The organism is Streptomyces sp. NPDC048483, assembly GCF_040651455.1.
In the GTDB taxonomy this organism is placed as follows: domain Bacteria; phylum Actinomycetota; class Actinomycetes; order Streptomycetales; family Streptomycetaceae; genus Streptomyces.
Window position 1 is genome coordinate 1 of record NZ_JBEZJZ010000146.1, and the last position, 16,447, is coordinate 16,447.

The window sequence follows — 16,447 nt, forward strand, 5'->3', positions numbered from 1 at the left end:
CGGCCGCCCGAGGGTGTCGGGCGGCCGCGCAAGCGTGGCGAGAAGAGGTAGGTGGCTCAGTGGCCCTGTTCGTCGCGGCGGCGCTGCCAGCGGTCCTCGATGCGGTTCATCATCGAGCGGCGCTGCCTGGGCTGACGGTTTGCCTGCCCGCCCGCGGCACCTCCGGAGGCCTGCCGCTCACCCGGTTTGGGGGCCTTACGCCATCCGGTGACGGCCAGCACCGCGCAGCCGAGCATCACGAGGAAGCCCACCACGCCGACCCAGACCATCGGCACGACCATGCCGGCCATGAGCAGGCCGATACCCACCAGGAAGCCCGCGACCGCTTGGTAGACCCGTCGCCGGGTGTACGTACGCAGCCCGCTTCCCTCAAGCGCTGTCGCAAACTTGGGATCTTCGGCGTACAGCGCTCGCTCCATTTGCTCGAGCATGCGCTGCTCGTGCTCCGAGAGCGGCACGGAGTCCTCCTACTCGTCGGTCGCGGGGGGCGACCGGGGTGCGACCCTTTTCAGGATAGGCAGGGATTCGCCCCCGTGAAACCCGCCCCTCAACGCCAGTTCACTGCTCCGGGCCGCCACGGCGACCGGTGTGATGCTGCCTGCATTCCCCACCCGCCCTTCCGTCATGCCGGAACGTTGTACCCCGATCATACGGGGAGAAGGGGCCGATCGGGTGGTCCGTGACCCACTGCACGCGGTGATCGTGCGAGCTCGGCGCGGTCAGTCGCGCTCGGCGAGGACGTGCAGCTGAGTGGCCACGGAGTGGAAGGCGGGCTGTTCGGCGGCGGCCGCCTCCAGCTTCAGGAGGGCGTCCATGGCACCGGGCTCGGTGTCGACCAGCACGCCGGGGACCAGGTCGGCGAAGACCCGTACACCGTGCACGGCGCCGACCTCGAGGCCGGTGGCGGCCACCAGGTCGGTGAGCTGGTCGGCGGTGAACCGGCGGGGCACCGGGTCGCCTTCGCCCCAGCTGCCGGCGGGGTCGGTGAGGGCGTGCCGGGCCTCGGTGAAGTGCCCCGCCAGGGCGCGGGCCAGTACGGCGCCGCCCAGGCCCGCGGCGAGCAGGCTGAGGGTGCCGGCCGGGCGGAGCGCGTCGACGACGTGACGGACGCCCTCGGCCGGGTCGTCGACGTACTCGAGGACGCCGTGGCACAGCACGGCGTCGTAGCCGCCGCGCTCGACGACGTCGAACAGGCCGTGGGCGTCGCCCTGGACGGCGCGCACCCGGTCCTCGACCCCTGCCTCCGCGGCCCGGCGCTCCAGGGCGAAGAGGGCGTTGGGGCTGGGGTCGACGACCGTGACGCGGTGGCCGAGGTGGGCCACTGGTACGGCGAAGTTGCCGGTGCCGCCGCCGGTGTCCAGGACGTCCAGGGCGTCGCGCCCGGCGGTCTTGCCCCGGCGCTCCAGGGCGTCCTTGAGGACCTCCCAGACCACGGCGGTACGAAGGGAGGCGCGGGGGCGCAGCGGGTCAGACACGGCGGGTGGCTCCTCGGCGGGGCATGAACATCCAGTTGCCCACCCACCCTATTGCGTCCCGCGCCGGTCGCGTCCTGCGGCGCGGGACGCGGAGTACCGGGCGCTCCCGGACGGCGCCCCCGCCCCCCCGGCACTCCCGGCCCGCCGCGCCCCGCCTCAGCCCGCCCGGCGCCGCTCTCCGCCCGGCCCGCCCGCCGGTGCCCCCTCGCCCGCGCGCTGCGGTGGCAGGGCCGGCTGGAGCAGCAGCATCCGCTCCACCAGGCGCAGGAACATCGCCACGTCCCGCAGCAGATCGTCGGCGTCACGCCGGCCGGCCGCGCCGGCTATGCCGGCCTCGGCCTTGGCCCGGCGGGCGGCGCCGGCGGCGAACAGGGCGCTCCATTCGGTGAGTTCGGGCGCGACCTCGGGGAGGACCTCCCAGGCGCTGCGTATCCGTTGCCTGCGGCGCGCGGTGGTCTCCGGCCGGCCGCGCACGGCGAGCACGGCGGCCGCGGTGCGCAGCGCGGCCAGATGGGCCGTGGCGAACGCCTCGTTGGGCGTCTCCAGGCTCTCCGCTTCGTCGAGGCCGTGGCGGGCCTGGGCGAGCAGGTCGAGGGCGGCGGGCGGTGCTGCCGTCCGCCGCAGGACGGGGTGGACATCGCTCGGGGGACCGTACGCAGCGGAGCTGCCCGTGCTGGGACGAGCTGCCATGACGAACCTCCTGTCGTCGCATGCCGGTTCGGGACCGAATGCCGATTCGGGACCGTATGACCCCATCGTGAGGTACACCACTGACAATCGGCGCTGACCTGCACTTTCACCGAAAAGCGGACGGATGCGGGACGAGTGCGGGACAGGCGCGGGACGAGTCGGCGCCGATTCATCGCCACCCCTTGCGTGACGGCGGGTGCGGCACTGATACTTTTTGAACTGACCAGTCAGTTCAAGGAGGGGAAGGGATCAGTGGACAGCACCCCGCACGGGGCGGCGGTCACGGCCACGGGATTCGGGCTCAAGGGCCCCCGCGGCTGGGCGTTCCGGAGCATCGATGTCGCGGCGGAACCCGGCTCGCTGATCGCCGTACAGGGCCCGTCGGGTTCGGGCCGTACGTGCCTGCTGCTCGCGCTCACCGGACGGATGAAGTCCGCCGAGGGCACCGCCGAGGTCGCCGGACTGCCGCTGCCCAAGAAGATAGCCGCGGTCCGGTCCGTCACCGCACTCGCCCACGTACCGGGGGTCGCCGAGCTCGATCCGGCGCTGACGGTGGGCGAGCATCTGCGCGAACGCGCCCTGCTGCAGGGCCGGTTCGGGGGTTCACCGCGCGCGCTGCTGCGGCCGCGGCAGGAGCGCCGCACCGAGGCCCGCGCCCTGGTGGACGCCGCGCTCGAGGCGGCCGGGCTGGACCTGGAGTCGCTGCCCAAGGGGATCCGTACGTCCGTCCGCGACCTGGAGCGGCTGGAGGCGCTGCGGCTGTCCGTCGCGCTGGCGCTGATCGGCGGCCCGCGGCTGCTGGCCGTGGACGACACCGACCTGAAGCTGTCCGACGGCGAACGGCGCCGGGCCTGGGCGATGCTGCGCGGCCTCGCGGCGGCCGGCACGACCGTACTGGCGGTGTGCAGCGAGCCGCCCGAGGACGGCGGGGAGGGCGTGGTGCTGGTGCATACCGGCCGCCCCGATGCCGCGCCGGAGAAGGCCGTCCCGATCGCGCCGGTACGGAACGACACCGTGCAGAACGACACCGCGCAGCCCGACGCCGTGCAGACCGAGGTTGACGACGACAAGGAGGGGGCGGCCGATGCGCTCGCCGAAACTGGCCGCGCTTGAGCTGAGGCGGTTCGGGAGGGGGAAGCTGCCGCGCGCCGCGCTGGCCGCGCTTCTGCTGCTGCCGCTGCTGTACGGCGCGCTGTACCTGTGGTCCTTCTGGGACCCGTACGGGCGGCTCGACAGGATCCCGGTGGCGCTGGTCAACGACGACAAGGGCGCCGACGTCGACGGGGAGCGGATCTCGGCGGGCGACAGGATCGTCGAGGGGCTGGGCGACAGCCACACCTTCGACTGGCGCCCGGTGGACGCCAAGGAGGCCGCCAGGGGCGTCGAGGACGGCACGTACTACCTCTCCCTGTCGATCCCCGAGGACTTCAGCAAACGGATCGCCTCCAGCTCCGGTGACCACCCGGAGACCGGCGCCCTGAAGGTGCGCACGAACGACGCGAACAACTACATCGTCGGGCAGATCTCCCGGACGGTGTTCTCCGAGGTGCGCTCCGCGGCCTCGGTGAAGTCCTCGCGCACCTTCTTCGACAAGATCTTCGTCTCCTTCTCGACGCTGCACGGCAAGACCGAGGAGGCCGCCGACGGCGCCGACAGGCTGAAGGACGGCATCGGGCGGGCCAAGGACGGCAGCGGCAAACTGGCCGACGGGCTGGGCACCGCGAAGAACGGCAGCGGCCGGCTGGTCAAGGGCCTGGGCGACCTGAACACGGGCGCCGGGCAGCTCAGCCGGGGCAGCTCCGATCTCGCCCAGGGGGCCGGTACGGCGGCCGACGGATCGCGCCAACTGGCCGACGGGTCCGGGAAGGTGGCCCGCGGCACCCAGCAGCTGGCCGACACGGTCAACGGGATCGCCGGCAAGGTGGGGCCCTTCGTGCGGGCGCACGGCAAGGAGATCGGCGCGGCGGCGCAGCTCGTCGCCGACGGCTCGCAGGCGGTCCGCGACCACCTGGACAAGCTGCCCGGCGCGGCCGCCGACGGGGCGCGCCTCTCGCGGGGTGTCTCCGACCACATGGCCAGGTACTACCGGCTGCGCTGCGAGAGCGGGATCACCCTCGACACCTCCTGCGGCGAGCTGAAGCGGATCAGGGACGACGCGGCCACCGCGGCGGACGCCGCCGAGAAGGTCAGCGGCTACGTCCAGGACCAGAAGAACCTCGACCGGCTCGGCCGGGACCTGGACACGCTGCACTCCCTGGCGAGCGAGCTGGCCGAGCACGGCCCCACCCTGGGCCGGGACATGGACGCCGCCGTCAAGAAGATCAACGACCTCAACGACGGCGCCCACAAGGTGTCCGCGGGCGCGCGCAAACTGGCCGCGGGCAATGCCCGGTTGGCCGCCGGCGCCGGCCGGCTCGACGACGGTGCCCACCAGCTGCACGACGGCGCCGGCCGCGCCGCCACCGGGATGGGCGACCTCGACTCCGGGGTGGGCAGGCTCAAGGACGGCGCGCACACGCTGGACGGCGGACTGTTCAAGCTCTCCGACGGCTCGCAGAAGCTGGCCGGCGGGCTGCACGACGGGGCCGGGCAGATCCCCGACTACGGCAGGAAGGACCGCGACGCACGCACCCGGGTGATGTCCGACCCGGTGCAGCTGGCCTCCGACTCCGCCCACAAGGCGCCGAACTACGGCACCGGCTTCGCCCCCTACTTCATCCCGCTGTCCCTGTGGGTCGGCGCCATGGTGGCGTACATGCTGATCCAGCCGCTCAACCGGAGGGCACTGGCGATGGGCGCCTCCCCCTGGCGGGTGGCGGTGTCCGGGTGGCTGCCGGTGGTGGGGATCGGGGTGCTGCAGATCGCGGCCCTGATGTCCGTCCTGCACTTCGCGCTCGGGCTCGAGATGGCGCGGGCGGCCGGCACGCTCGGCTTCCTCGTCCTGGTCACGGCCTGTTTCTCGGCGATCGTGCAGTGGCTGAACGCGAAGTTCGGACCGGCCGGACGGATCCTGGTGCTGGCGCTGCTGATGCTCCAGCTGACCTCGGCGGGCGGCACCTACCCGGTGCAGACCAGCCCCGGCTTCTTCGGCGCCATCCACCCCTATCTGCCCATGAGTTACATCGTCGAGGGGCTGCGCCGGCTCATCACCGGGGGCGACCTCGCGCCCGTATGGCAGGGCAGTCTCGTCCTCGCCGCCTTCACCGTCGGAGCGCTCGCGCTGACCTCTCTGGCGGCCCGCGGCCGCCAGGTGGTGCGGATGAAGGACCTCCACCCGGAGCTGAGCCTGTGAACGCCCACCCGACGCCCACCACCGCCCTGCCGGAGCCTCCCCCAGACTCCGTCCGCGGGTACCCCCGCCGCGGCGCCCATCACCTCGCAAGGACCGGCACAATCACCCCCATGGACAGCTCCACTACACGCCGCGACGCCACCCGGCGCAAGCTCTTCGAGGCCGCGGTCACGCTCATCGCCGAACAGGGCTTCTCCTCCACCACGGTGGACGAGATCGCCGAGCGGGCGGGCGTCGCGAAGGGCACCGTCTACTACAACTTCGCGAGCAAGAACGTACTCTTCGAGGAGCTGCTGCGGCACGGCATCGAGCTGCTGGCGAGCTCCTTGCAGGACGCCGCCGACGAGGTGACCGGCCGGGGCGGCAGCCAGATCGACGCGCTGGACGCGATGATCCGGGCCGGGCTGGAGTTCATCGCCACCTACCCGGCGCTGACGCAGCTCTACGTCGCCGAGCTGTGGCGCACCAACCGCGCCTGGCAGTCGACCCTGATGGTGGTGCGGGAGCGGGCCATCACGGTGGTGGAGGGCGTGCTGCGGGAAGCGGTGGCCCACGAGGAGCTGAGCGAGGAGATCGACATCCCCCTGACCGCCTCGGCGCTGTTCGGGATGGTCCTGGTGGCCGCCCTGGACTGGCAGTCCTACCAGCCGGACCGGTCGATCGACGATGTCCACGCGGCGCTGTCGCGGCTCCTCCAGGGGAGGGTCACCGGCCGCCCGGAGTGACCGGGGAGGTGGTGCGCGCCGTACGGTCGGATCCGGCGCGCACCGTACGGGCCTGCGGCCGCGCACAAAAGAGAGCGCTGCCCTGGCCCGGATCGTTCCCCCGCTCGATCCGACCAGGACAGCGCTTCCCCCGTGCTCCCCCGTGCTCCCCCGTACTTCCCCCGTACTTCCCCCGTCACGGCCGGGAGCCGCGCCGTTCCGCCGCCCCGTGTCGGCGGTGCGGCGCCGCGTCCCTTCCGTGGTGACCACTCTTCCGTCCCGGCGGCCGCCGGCCCATCCGCGTACCTACTCATCTCGGCGACTGAGTACGGATACTCAAACCTGAGCACATGACACCGGTGGTGCCCCGCACCGCCCGCCGCTGGCCTACGATCTCCTGCGTGTCCGTACTCCCGTTGGTCTTCACCAGTGGCTGGGCGAGCGGGATCAACGCCTATGCCGTCGTCCTGCTCCTCGGCCTGCTCGGCGCGACCGGCGTCACCGATGAGGTGCCCGCCGCGCTGCAGCGCCCCGATGTGCTGATCGTCGCCGCGGTCCTCTTCGTGTGCGAGGCCGTCGCCGACAAGGTTCCCTACGTGGACTCCGTGTGGGACGGGGTCCATACCGTGATCCGGCCGATCTCGGGCGCCGTCGTGGCGGCGCTGCTGGCCGGGCACGACGGGTCGCTGCCGCAACTGGCGGCGGGCGCGGTGGGCGGCTCCACCGCCCTGCTGAGCCATCTGGTCAAGGCGGGCACACGGATCGCGGTCAACACCTCGCCGGAGCCCGCGAGCAACATCGTGCTGAGCCTGGCCGAGGATCTGGGCGTGGCCGGGCTCATCGCCTTCGCCGTCTTCCACCCGTGGATCGCGGCGGGTATCGCGGCGGCGCTGCTGATCGGCGGCATCGCCCTGGTGATCTTCCTGTGGTCGCGGATCCGCCGCTTTCTGCGCCGTCGGCGCGCCCGCCGCGAGGAGAAACGCCTGGCCGCGGCGGGCGCGGCAGTACCACCGACGGGCTGAGGCGCAGGCCGGCAGGGGCCCGTCCCGGCGCAGACCCCGGTCCGCACACGGCCCCGCCGGCGTTGTCAGTGGCGGCCGATAAAGTCGCAGGCATGGCACGGATTGCGGTGATCGGCGCCGGGATGGGCGCGATGGCGGCCGCTGCACGGCTGGCCGTTGCGGGCCACCGGGTGGCGGTGTACGAGCGCGGCGCGACGTACGGCGGCGCGCTGCGGCGCTACGAACGGGACGGCTTCGCCTTCGACACGGGGCCCGGTCTGCTGCATCTGCCCGCGGTCTACCGCGATCTGTTCCTCAAGACCGGGCGCGAGCCGCTGGAGAGCTGTGTGGAGCTGGCGCAGGTCGACCCGGCCCGCCGCCATGTCTTCGCGGACGGCACCGGCGTCTCGCTGCCGAACGCCTCCCGGGCCGGTGTCCTCGCGGCCCTGGACGGAGCGCTGGGCGAGGGCGCGGGCGAGCGCTGGAGCGCACTGGTCAACCGCGCCCGCGAGGCCTGGGACGCCACCCGCCGCCCGCTCTTGGAGGAGCCGCTGTGGCAGGACTGGCGGGTGCTGGGCCGCGACCCGTATCCGGCGGTCCGCAGGCGCGGGCTGTTCGGCCGCGGCAAGGGCCCCACGACCGCCACCCTCGCCGAGGTCGCCCGCCGGGAGCTGGCCGACCCGCGGCTGATCGCCCTGCTCGAGAGCCATGCGCTGGCGTACGGCTTCGACCCGCGCAGCGCCCCCGCGAGCGCGGCGGTGCTGCCGTACATGGAGCAGACCTTCGGAAGCTGGTACCCGCGCGGCGGAATGCGGGCGTTGGCGGCGGCGGTGTACGAGCGGTGCCGGGCGCGCAAGGTGGAGTTCACCTTCGGCGCGGAGGTGACGGGGATCGTGGAGAAGGACGGCAGGGCGGCGGGCATCGAGCTGGCCGACGGGCGGGTGGCGGAGGCCGAGTTCGTGGTGGCGGGCATCGACCCGGTGCAGCTGCCCGGGCTCTGCAACGGCAGGGAGCCCTGGGGCGAGGACGATGTCCGCCCGGACCTGGGGCCGAGCGACCGTGCCACCGGGCGGCTGACGGTCTGTCTGGCGCTGCGCGGGGCGCGCCCGGAGGACGCCGTGCACCGGACGGTGGTCCATGCCGCGGACCGGGAGGCGGAGCTGGCGGGGGTGTTCGGCGACGGTTTCGGGCTGCGGGAGCCGTGCGCCCGGCCGACGGTGACGGTGCTGCGCCCCGATGACCCCAGCACCCGGCCCGACGACGGCCATGAGGCCGTGACCCTGACCGCGACGGTCGCCCCGCCCGGTCCGGTCGACTGGCAGGACGGGGAGGCCCTGGCGCAGGACGCGGACCGGATGACCGAGATCGCCGAGGCCGCGATACCGGGGCTGCCCGAGCGGGTCCTGTGGCGGGAGGTACTCCCCCCCACGGACCGGGAGCTGGTGCCCGGACCGGCGCTGGCGGGGCAGGACGGCCGTTTTCTGCGGCCCGGCAACCGCACCCGGATACCGGGGCTCTACGCGGTCGGTGGCTGGTCGCACCCGGGCGGCGGGCCGGCGCACGCCGGGATGTCCGGCGCGATCGTGGCGGGCCTGATCGTGAACGGCGACGACTGGCACGGCTCCACATGAGCGCGTAGCACCGGCCGGGCGTCGCGCGGCTCCGGCGCCCGCTCCCGCTCAGTAGCGGTACTGCTGCTCGTCGTACCCCTGCTGCTGGTACGGCGGGTACGGCGGCTGCTCGGGCGGGAGTTCACCGTCGCGCTGCTGCGGCACCCAGACCCCGCCGGGCGGCGTCTGGCTGTAGCCCTGGCCCAGGTTCTGGCCGTCGTACTGCCCGTCGGCGTACGGCGCCTGCCCGTAGGGGTCCGGCTGCTGGTACGGGTCGTAGGGCGCGGCGTACTGCTGGTTGCCGATGTACGGGTCGGAGTACGGCGCCTGCTGCCCCTGGCCGCCCAGGCTGTCCCCGTACGCCGCGTAGGGGCCGGTGTAGGGATCCGCGTAGGTGTCCTGGCCCGCCGGGTTCTGGCCGTAACCGCCGTCGTACGCATAGCCGTTGCCGTCACTGTCGGCGTTGCCGGGGGCGGTGCCGTAGGCGTCGTACGCGTCGTACGCGTCGTAGGAGGAGCCGGGCTGCGGGATGCGGGCGTCGGGGCTGTATATGCCGTACGCACCGGTCTCGTCGGGCATCGGCTGGGGGGCGTAGACGGCGGCGGTGTCGTAGGAGCCCTGTCCGGCGTACATCTCCTGTCCGGCGGGCGAGCCCTGCCCCGCGTACGGGCTTTCGCCGGTGTACGGGCGCTGCGCGTCGTACGAGGTCTGCCCGTCGTACAGGCCCTGCGCGTCGTACGCATTCGGGGCGTCATACGGGTCCGGGGCGCCGTACACGCTCTGCGCGCCGTACGCCTCCTGCCCGCCGCCGAAGGCGTTCTGCCCGGCGGCGGCATCCTGGCCGCCCCGGAAGGCGTTGGGGCCCGCGAAGACGGTCTCCTCGTCGCCCTGGCCGGTGTTCTCGGCGACCGGCACCGCCTCCAGGTCGGAGACCTGGAGGGTCGGTTCGGCGGCGGGCGCGGCGCCCGGGCGGGCCCGGCGGCGCCGGCTCTCCCCCGGCTTGCCGCCCAGGGCCCAGCCGGTGGAGAAGCCGCGCCGGAAGGAGAGCGTCACCTGCGTCTGCCCGAAGGCGAAGGCGATCAGGCCCGCCCCGATCACGATCACCTGGGGGAGCACGACGCCGACGACCACGCCGAGGAAGCCCACGAACGCCAGCAGCCGCCAGCGCAGCCGGGCCTTGTACTGGAGGAGCACCTCGGCCAGCAGCCAGACCGCCACGAGACCGAACGCGATGTAGAGGATCGTCCAGCCCATATACGCCCCTCTTCCGCCGCTGTCCGGCAACCGTAAATCAGGACTGCTGATGCAGCCCCAGATTCTCGTAGATCTCCAGGGTCGCCGTGGAGTGGTTCAGGGTAATGAAGTGCAACCCGGGAATCTCCTCGGCCATCAAGCGCGCACACAATTCCGTCGCGTACTCGATGCCAATGGAGCGTACAGCCGCCGGGTCATCCTTGACGGCCAGAATGCGTTCGGCCAGCTCAGGTGGGAAGGCTGCGTTGCTGAGCTGGGCGAAACGCTCGATTTGCCGGACGTTGGTGACCGGCATGATCTCGGGAATGATCGGCGTCGAGCAGCCCGCCGCGGCGACCCGGTCACGCAGCCGGAAGTAGTCCTCGGCGTAGAAGAACATCTGGGTGATGGCGAAGTCGGCGCCGGCGCGGCACTTGTCGACGAAGTGCGCGACGTCGGAGTCCCAGTCCGTCGAGCGCGGGTGCATCTCGGGGAAGGCCGCGACGCCCACGCAGAAGTCGCCGGACTCCTTGATCAGCCGGACCAGGTCGGCGGCGTAGTCGACGCCATGCGGGTGGCGTACCCACTCGCCCATGGGGTCACCGGGCGGGTCGCCGCGCAGCGCGAGCATGTTGCGGATGCCGGCGTCGGCGTACTGGCCGATGACATTGCGCAGATCCGCGAGGGAGTGGTTGACGGCGGTCAGATGGGCTACCGGGGTGAGGGTGGTGTCGGTGGCGAGGCGTTCGGTGGCGCGCACCGTGCCCTCACGGGAGGTGCCGCCGGCGCCGTACGTCACGGAGACAAAGGTCGGGGAGACGGCCTCGATCCGGCGAATGGCGTTCCACAGGGTCCGCTCGCCCTTCTCCGTCTTCGGGGCGGCGAACTCGAACGAATACGACTGCTTGCCGGAAGCCAGCAGCTCACGCACGGTGCGTGCGCGATCAGTCCTGGTGGAAGCTGTACCTAGGGCCATACGGGCAGGTTAACCAGAGGCCCGGCACACACCAACCGACGGCGTTGAATGTCCACGGGTTGGACATTTTCCAGGCCACCGGCCGTCCGGAAATCGTCTCCCGGCGGCGCCGTGGCGCCCTCAGGCGCCCCAGGTACGTATCCGCTTCGCCAGTGCCGCGGCGGCCGCGCCCGGGTCGTCGGCCTCGGTGATCGCCCGGACGACCACGACCCGGCGGGCGCCGGCCTCCAGGACCTCGTCGAGGTTGGCCGCGTCGATCCCGCCGATCGCGAACCAGGGGCGCTCGGGGGCCTGGCCGGCGGTGTAGCGGACGAGGTCGAGGCCGGGGGCATGACGGCCGGGCTTGGTGGGCGTGGGCCAGCAGGGGCCCGTGCAGAAGTAGTCGACACCCGGCTCGGTGAGCGCGGCGTCCACCTCGGCCTCGGCGTGGGTGGAGCGGCCTATGAGGACGTCCTGGCCCAGGACGGCGCGGGCGGCCGGGACCGGGAGATCGCCCTGGCCGAGGTGCAGGACCTCGCTGCCGATGGCATGGGCGACATCCGCGCGGTCGTTGACCGCGAGCAGCTTGCCGTGCCGCCGGCAGGCGTCCGCGAAGACCTCGAGATGGCGCAGCTCCTCGCCGGCCTCCATGCCCTTGTCGCGCAGCTGGACGATGTCCACGCCCGAGGCGAGCACCGCGTCCAGGAACTGCGGGAGGTCGCCCTGGCGCTTGCGGGCGTCCGTGCACAGGTAGAGCCGGGCGTCGGCGAGGGCCTGTCGTGCGGTGGTCATCGGGCGGCTTTCCCCCCAGGTCGGGGGCGTACGGGCCGGTGCTCCGGCCCGTACGCCCCAAGGTTGCGGTTACGGATGGCGCGGTGGCGTCAGACGGCGAGCGCCTGCGCGCGGCGCTTCACCTCCGTGCCGCGATTCTCGCGCAGTGCCTGCGCCGGGGTGCCGGGCAGGGTCTCGTCGGGCGTGAAGAGCCACTCCAGCATCTCGTCGTCGGCGAAGCCGTCGTCGCGCAGCAGGGTCAGGGTGCCGACGAGGCCCTTGACGACCTTGCCGTCCTGGATGAAATCGGCGGGTACCTGGAGCACCCGGTTCTCGCCGCGGCGCACCGCGATCAGCTGGCCCTCCTTGACCAGCTGCCGGACGCGTGTCACCTCGACGCCGATCTCTTCGGCGATGTCGGGGAGGGTGAGCCAGGCGGGGACGAGTCCATCGATGTTTGCGTCAATCTCGGTCACAGGACAAGCCTGCCATCCCGCACTGACAGTCGGCAGCCGGGCCTCGCCATCAGAGGCGTCCGGCGCGCCGGAGGGTGACCTTGCAAGGCGCTCGGCGTGCCCCTCAGCGTGCCGCCGCTTTCAGCGGCAGCGCGGCGTCCGCGGCCCGTTCCCGGTCGACAGCGGCGCCCTTCTCGATGAGCTTGCGTCCCTGGGCCAGGTCCCTGGGGCGCCCGACCGCCAGCAGGGCGACCAGCCTGTTCTCGCGCAGCCAGAGCACCGTCCAGGAGGCCCCGGCCGGGTCGCCGCGCCAGATCGTCTCGTCGGCGGCCCCGTGATGGCCCGCGTACTGGACGAACCGGCCGAACTGCTCGGACCAGAAGTACGGGACCGGGTCGTACACCACGCCCTCCGCCGCCCCGCGCGCGATGTTCTCGGCGACCGTACGGGGGCCCTGGAGTGCGTTGTCCCAGTGGTGGATCAGCAGGCGGCGGCCGTAGCGGGCCGACGGGAAGGAGGCGCAGTCGCCGACCGCGTACACATCGGGGGCGGAGGTGAGCAGATGCTCGTCGGCGAGTACGGAGCCGTCCCCGGGCGACAGGGTGATGCCCGAGCCGGCCAGCCAGCCGGTCGCGGGGCGGGCGCCGATGCCGACGACGACGGCGTCGGCGGGCAGGGTGGTGCCGTCGGCGAGGGTGACCGCGCCGGCTGCCACGGCGGAGACGCCCACGCCGGTGCGCAGGTCGGCCCCGGCGTCCGCGTACCAGGCGCTCATGTGCGCGGTGACCTCGGCGGGCAGCGCACCGGCCAGCGGGCGGTCGGCGGCCTCCACGACGGTGACCGCGCAGCCCGCCTCGCGCGCCGCGGTCGCGAACTCCGCGCCGATCCAGCCGGCGCCGACGACCACGATCCGGTGCCGGGCGGCGAGCACCGGCCGCAGCCGCTCGGCGTCGTCCAGGGTGCGCAGCAGATGGACGCCGGGCAGGCCCTCGCTGCCGGGCAGCAGGACCGGGTCGGCGCCGGTCGCGATCACCGCGTAGTCGTACGGGATCGGGCCCTCGGCGGTGTCGGCCTCATGGGCGTCCGGGCGCAGCGCGGTGACCGGCCGGCTGAGGTGCAGGTCGATGCCCAGGGCCGCGAAGTCGACGTCGAAGGCGGCGCCGTCGGCCTTGCCGAGCAGCAGCGCCTTGGACAGCGGCGGGCGGTCGTAGGGGCGGTGGGGCTCGTCGCCGAGCAGAGTGATCGCACCGCGCCAGCCCGCCTCGCGCAGGGCGACCGCGGTCTGCACCCCCGCGATTCCCGCACCGGCGATCACCACGCGCGGTGTGTGGTCAGGGGTCTGGGAGGACGTGCTCTGCTCGGTCACCCGATCACTGTAGGACGGTGGGGGACGCCCCCAGCAGCAGCGCGCAAGGAGATCTCTGACACAGCGTCACGGACTCTCACGCCGGCGGGCCGCCCCGGGGCGCTCCCTTACGGCGCGTCGCGGGCCCGTATTAGGGTGACGGATACACGCACTCGCGGGAGCCCGGACGCACCGGGCTGAGAGGGAGGCTGGCCGGCCTCCGACCGTACGAACCTGATCCGGGTCATGCCGGCGAAGGGAGGGGCTGGACGCCCATGCATTCACCTGCCACACCATCCGTGCCGTCCACACCACTGGTGCCGTCCACAGGATCCGCGCCGTCCACCGGCCGCCCCGATGTCCTGGTCATCGGTGGCGGCATCATCGGGCTGGTCACCGCCTGGCGGGCGGCCGGCCGCGGGCTGACGGCCGCCGTGGTCGACCCCGCGCCCGGCGGCGGCGCCGCACAGGTCGCGGCCGGCATGCTGGCCGCGGTCACCGAACTCCACTACGGCGAGCAGACGCTGCTCGGCCTCAACCTCGCCTCCGCGCGGCGCTACCCGGAGTTCACCGCCGAGCTGGAGGAGGCCAGCGGGCACCGGATCGGCTACCGCCGGTGCGGCACCCTGGCGGTGGCGCTGGACGCCGACGACCGCGCCCATCTGCGCGAACTGCACGCGCTGCAGACCCGCTCCGGGCTGGACTCCCAGTGGCTGACGGGGCGCGAGTGCCGCCGCCTGGAGCCGATGCTGGCCCCCGGTGTACGCGGCGGCCTGAGGGTCGACGGCGACCACCAGGTCGATCCGCGCCGTCTGGCGAGCGCCCTGCTGATCGCCTGTGAGCGCGCCGGGGTGGCCTTCCACCGGAGCCGGGCGGAGCGGCTGACCGTCGACGGCGGGCGGGCAGTCGGCGTCCTGCTCGCCGACGGCGGGCGGCTCTCGGCCGGTCAGGTCGTGCTGGCCGCGGGCAGCCACAGCGGGCGGCTGGCCGGGGTCCCCGAGGCCGTGCTGCCGCCGGTGCGGCCGGTCAAGGGGCAGGTGCTGCGGCTGCGGCTGCCGCAGGTGCCGGCCGGGAGCCCCGCGTTCCTGTCGCGCACCGTACGGGCCGTCGTACGGGGCAATCCCCTCTACCTGGTGCCGCGGGAGAACGGCGAGCTGGTCCTGGGCGCCACCAGCGAGGAGCTGGGCTGGGACACCACCGTCACCGCGGGCGGCGTCTACGAGCTGCTGCGGGACGCGCACGAGCTGGTCCCGGGCCTGACCGAGCTGCCGCTCGTGGAGACCTGCGCCGGGCTGCGGCCCACCTCCCCCGACAATGCGCCGCTGCTCGGGCCGACCGAGCTGCCCGGCCTCCACCTGGCCACCGGGCACTTCCGCAACGGCGTCCTGCTGACGCCGGTCACCGGCGATGCGATGGCCGAAGTGCTGGCCACCGGGAGCCTCCCGGAAGAGGCCCGCCCGTTCTCCCCCGCGCGCTTCACCGCCCCAGGGGCCGTGCGCGCCCGCGTCCCAGAGGAGCAGCCCGTATGAGCGCGCCCAGCGCCCCCACCCCGACCGTCGCGGTGTCCGTCAACGGCGAGCCGCGCCGGATTCCCGGCGATCTGACCCTCGACCGCCTCGTCGCGACCCTGACCCCGGCGCCCGCCGGGGTGGCCGCCGCGGTCAACGAAACCGTGGTGCCGCGCACCCAGTGGCCCACCACCCCGCTCGGCGACGGCGACCGCGTCGAGGTGCTCACCGCGGTCCAGGGAGGCTGATCCGGACATGCCCGACACTGCGCTCTTCCAGGGGACGACCCCGGCCACGTCCGGCAGCGGCTCCGCCGCGGGCCCCGCAACCGACCCCCTCACCATCGGCGACACCACCTTCGGCTCCCGGCTGATCATGGGCACCGGTGGCGCGCCCAGCCTCGACGTCCTCGAGCGGGCGCTGCTCGCCTCCGGTACGGAACTGACGACCGTCGCCATGCGGCGGCTGGACCCGAGCGTGCAGGGCTCGGTGCTGTCCGTACTGGAACGGCACCAGATCCGGGTGCTGCCCAATACTGCGGGCTGCTTCACCGCGGGCGAGGCGGTCCTCACCGCCCGCCTGGCCCGGGAGGCGCTCGGCACCAGCTGGGTCAAGCTCGAGGTCGTCGCCGACGAGCGGACCCTGCTGCCCGACCCGATCGAGCTGCTGGACGCCGCCGAGACCCTGGTGGACGACGGTTTCACGGTGCTGCCCTATACGAACGACGATCCGGTGCTGGCCCGCAAGCTGGAGGACGTGGGCTGCGCCGCGATCATGCCGCTGGGCTCGCCGATCGGGTCCGGGCTGGGCATCCGCAATCCGCACAACTTCCAGCTGATCACCGAGCGGGCGGGCGTCCCCGTCATCCTGGACGCGGGGGCGGGCACCGCCTCCGACGCCGCGCTCGCCATGGAGCTGGGGTGCGCGGCGGTGATGCTGGCGTCCGCGGTGACCCGCGCACAGGAGCCGGAGCGTATGGCCGCGGCCATGCGGCATGCCGTCGAGGCGGGCCGCCTGGCGTACGGCGCGGGCCGCATCCCGCGCCGCCACTTCGCCCTGGCGTCCTCACCGGAGGAGGGCGTGGCCGCACTCGATCCGGAACGCCCGGCCTTTTAGGGTTTCTCCCCACGTTGTCGGCTTTGCCGCCGTGGGGTTCGCCGCCGGTGCGCCCGTTCGCTGCGCTTTGCCTTGGCCGACGTTTGGCTTTCCCGCCGTTGCTCCCCCACTGCCCAAAGGGCGTGGGAGGTACCCCCAGCGGCGGGCGGTGCCGCTGCGCGGGGCTGTTCGGCTGCGGCACCGGGCCTCCGGACTTCGTCCTGCGGCCCGGCGCCTCCCCGTTGGGGGTGGTGAAGACCGGTGGGGGGCGTAAGTGCGTGGTCGGGTGCGGCCGGTGGACGCAGTGATGGGG

Annotated in this window: 16 protein-coding genes and 1 riboswitch; of the genes, 8 read left to right on the top strand and 8 right to left on the bottom strand. The window is 73.3% G+C overall.

Annotation, left to right across the window (positions count from 1 at the left end; translation table 11 throughout):
- Nucleotides 1-56 precede the first annotated feature (56 nt).
- From AB0D04_RS38850 to AB0D04_RS38860, 3 genes are all read right to left on the bottom strand, one after another.
- Nucleotides 57-458, bottom strand: coding sequence for a DUF3040 domain-containing protein (locus AB0D04_RS38850; RefSeq protein ID WP_362712123.1), 402 nt, complete (start codon nt 456-458; stop codon nt 57-59).
- A 261-nt stretch (nt 459-719) separates the two neighbouring features.
- Nucleotides 720-1,475 (bottom strand): methyltransferase, encoded by a 756-nt coding sequence (locus tag AB0D04_RS38855; RefSeq protein WP_362712124.1) that lies wholly within the window; start codon nt 1,473-1,475, stop codon nt 720-722.
- Between the two features lie 156 nt (nt 1,476-1,631).
- A complete protein-coding gene (locus AB0D04_RS38860) occupies nt 1,632-2,165 on the bottom strand; it encodes an SAV_6107 family HEPN domain-containing protein (RefSeq protein WP_362712125.1) in 534 nt (177 codons plus the stop codon).
- A gap of 252 nt (nt 2,166-2,417) precedes the next feature.
- On the opposite strand from AB0D04_RS38860, the gene AB0D04_RS38865 reads away from it, so the two are divergent.
- The 5 genes from AB0D04_RS38865 (at nt 2,418) to AB0D04_RS38885 (ending at nt 8,793) form a co-directional block, all read left to right on the top strand.
- Nucleotides 2,418-3,278 (top strand): ATP-binding cassette domain-containing protein, encoded by an 861-nt coding sequence (locus tag AB0D04_RS38865; protein ID WP_362712126.1) that lies wholly within the window; start codon nt 2,418-2,420, stop codon nt 3,276-3,278.
- A complete protein-coding gene (locus AB0D04_RS38870; RefSeq protein ID WP_362712127.1) occupies nt 3,250-5,457 on the top strand; it encodes a YhgE/Pip domain-containing protein in 2,208 nt (735 codons plus the stop codon). Before AB0D04_RS38865 ends, AB0D04_RS38870 begins: the two co-directional genes overlap by 29 nt.
- Nucleotides 5,458-5,567: 110 nt before the next feature.
- Complete coding sequence (locus AB0D04_RS38875; RefSeq protein WP_362712128.1) at nt 5,568-6,182, top strand: TetR family transcriptional regulator; 615 nt, start codon at nt 5,568-5,570, stop codon at nt 6,180-6,182.
- Between the two features lie 380 nt (nt 6,183-6,562).
- Nucleotides 6,563-7,183 (top strand): DUF4126 domain-containing protein, encoded by a 621-nt coding sequence (locus AB0D04_RS38880; RefSeq protein ID WP_362712129.1) that lies wholly within the window; start codon nt 6,563-6,565, stop codon nt 7,181-7,183.
- 92 nt (nt 7,184-7,275) lie between these two features.
- Nucleotides 7,276-8,793 (top strand): NAD(P)/FAD-dependent oxidoreductase, encoded by a 1,518-nt coding sequence (locus AB0D04_RS38885; protein ID WP_362712130.1) that lies wholly within the window; start codon nt 7,276-7,278, stop codon nt 8,791-8,793.
- Between the two features lie 48 nt (nt 8,794-8,841).
- Here the strand turns inward: AB0D04_RS38885 and AB0D04_RS38890 are convergent, their stop codons facing one another.
- The 5 genes from AB0D04_RS38890 to AB0D04_RS38910 all read right to left on the bottom strand — a co-directional run bounded on the left by AB0D04_RS38890 (nt 8,842) and on the right by AB0D04_RS38910 (nt 13,552).
- Complete coding sequence (locus tag AB0D04_RS38890; RefSeq protein ID WP_362712131.1) at nt 8,842-10,026, bottom strand: hypothetical protein; 1,185 nt, start codon at nt 10,024-10,026, stop codon at nt 8,842-8,844.
- Between the two features lie 37 nt (nt 10,027-10,063).
- The gene (gene metF / locus AB0D04_RS38895; RefSeq protein WP_362712132.1) at nt 10,064-10,981 is read right to left on the bottom strand and encodes a methylenetetrahydrofolate reductase [NAD(P)H]; all 918 of its coding nucleotides are present in this window, start codon (nt 10,979-10,981) and stop codon (nt 10,064-10,066) included.
- Nucleotides 10,982-11,101: 120 nt separating this feature from the next.
- Nucleotides 11,102-11,752: a thiamine phosphate synthase gene (gene thiE / locus AB0D04_RS38900; RefSeq protein ID WP_362712133.1), complete on the bottom strand. Its 651-nt coding sequence runs from the start codon at nt 11,750-11,752 to the stop codon at nt 11,102-11,104.
- A gap of 89 nt (nt 11,753-11,841) precedes the next feature.
- Nucleotides 11,842-12,207: an Rv2175c family DNA-binding protein gene (locus AB0D04_RS38905; RefSeq protein ID WP_362712134.1), complete on the bottom strand. Its 366-nt coding sequence runs from the start codon at nt 12,205-12,207 to the stop codon at nt 11,842-11,844.
- 103 nt (nt 12,208-12,310) lie between these two features.
- A complete protein-coding gene (locus AB0D04_RS38910) occupies nt 12,311-13,552 on the bottom strand; it encodes an FAD-dependent oxidoreductase (RefSeq protein ID WP_362712135.1) in 1,242 nt (413 codons plus the stop codon).
- A gap of 144 nt (nt 13,553-13,696) precedes the next feature.
- Nucleotides 13,697-13,809: riboswitch (TPP riboswitch) on the top strand.
- Here AB0D04_RS38910 and thiO point away from each other — a divergent pair.
- The 3 genes from thiO (at nt 13,807) to AB0D04_RS38925 (ending at nt 16,155) form a co-directional block, all read left to right on the top strand.
- Nucleotides 13,807-15,060 (top strand): glycine oxidase ThiO, encoded by a 1,254-nt coding sequence (gene thiO, locus AB0D04_RS38915; protein ID WP_362712136.1) that lies wholly within the window; start codon nt 13,807-13,809, stop codon nt 15,058-15,060. It overlaps the preceding riboswitch by 3 nt.
- The gene (gene thiS / locus AB0D04_RS38920) at nt 15,057-15,287 is read left to right on the top strand and encodes a sulfur carrier protein ThiS (protein ID WP_362712137.1); all 231 of its coding nucleotides are present in this window, start codon (nt 15,057-15,059) and stop codon (nt 15,285-15,287) included. The genes thiO and thiS overlap by 4 nt, the downstream gene beginning before the upstream one ends.
- A 7-nt stretch (nt 15,288-15,294) precedes the next feature.
- Nucleotides 15,295-16,155: a thiazole synthase gene (locus AB0D04_RS38925; protein WP_362712138.1), complete on the top strand. Its 861-nt coding sequence runs from the start codon at nt 15,295-15,297 to the stop codon at nt 16,153-16,155.
- Nucleotides 16,156-16,447: the final 292 nt, after the last annotated feature.

Coding starts and splice junctions, on each gene's coding strand:
- AB0D04_RS38870 (WP_362712127.1), top strand. CDS start 3,250: ATGCGCTCGCCGAAACTGGCCGCGCTTGAGCTGAGGCGGTTCGGGAGG.
- AB0D04_RS38860 (WP_362712125.1), bottom strand. CDS start 2,165: ATGGCAGCTCGTCCCAGCACGGGCAGCTCCGCTGCGTACGGTCCCCCG.
- AB0D04_RS38925 (WP_362712138.1), top strand. CDS start 15,295: ATGCCCGACACTGCGCTCTTCCAGGGGACGACCCCGGCCACGTCCGGC.
- thiS (WP_362712137.1), top strand. CDS start 15,057: ATGAGCGCGCCCAGCGCCCCCACCCCGACCGTCGCGGTGTCCGTCAAC.
- thiO (WP_362712136.1), top strand. CDS start 13,807: ATGCATTCACCTGCCACACCATCCGTGCCGTCCACACCACTGGTGCCG.
- AB0D04_RS38875 (WP_362712128.1), top strand. CDS start 5,568: ATGGACAGCTCCACTACACGCCGCGACGCCACCCGGCGCAAGCTCTTC.
- thiE (WP_362712133.1), bottom strand. CDS start 11,752: ATGACCACCGCACGACAGGCCCTCGCCGACGCCCGGCTCTACCTGTGC.
- metF (WP_362712132.1), bottom strand. CDS start 10,981: ATGGCCCTAGGTACAGCTTCCACCAGGACTGATCGCGCACGCACCGTG.
- AB0D04_RS38890 (WP_362712131.1), bottom strand. CDS start 10,026: ATGGGCTGGACGATCCTCTACATCGCGTTCGGTCTCGTGGCGGTCTGG.
- AB0D04_RS38885 (WP_362712130.1), top strand. CDS start 7,276: ATGGCACGGATTGCGGTGATCGGCGCCGGGATGGGCGCGATGGCGGCC.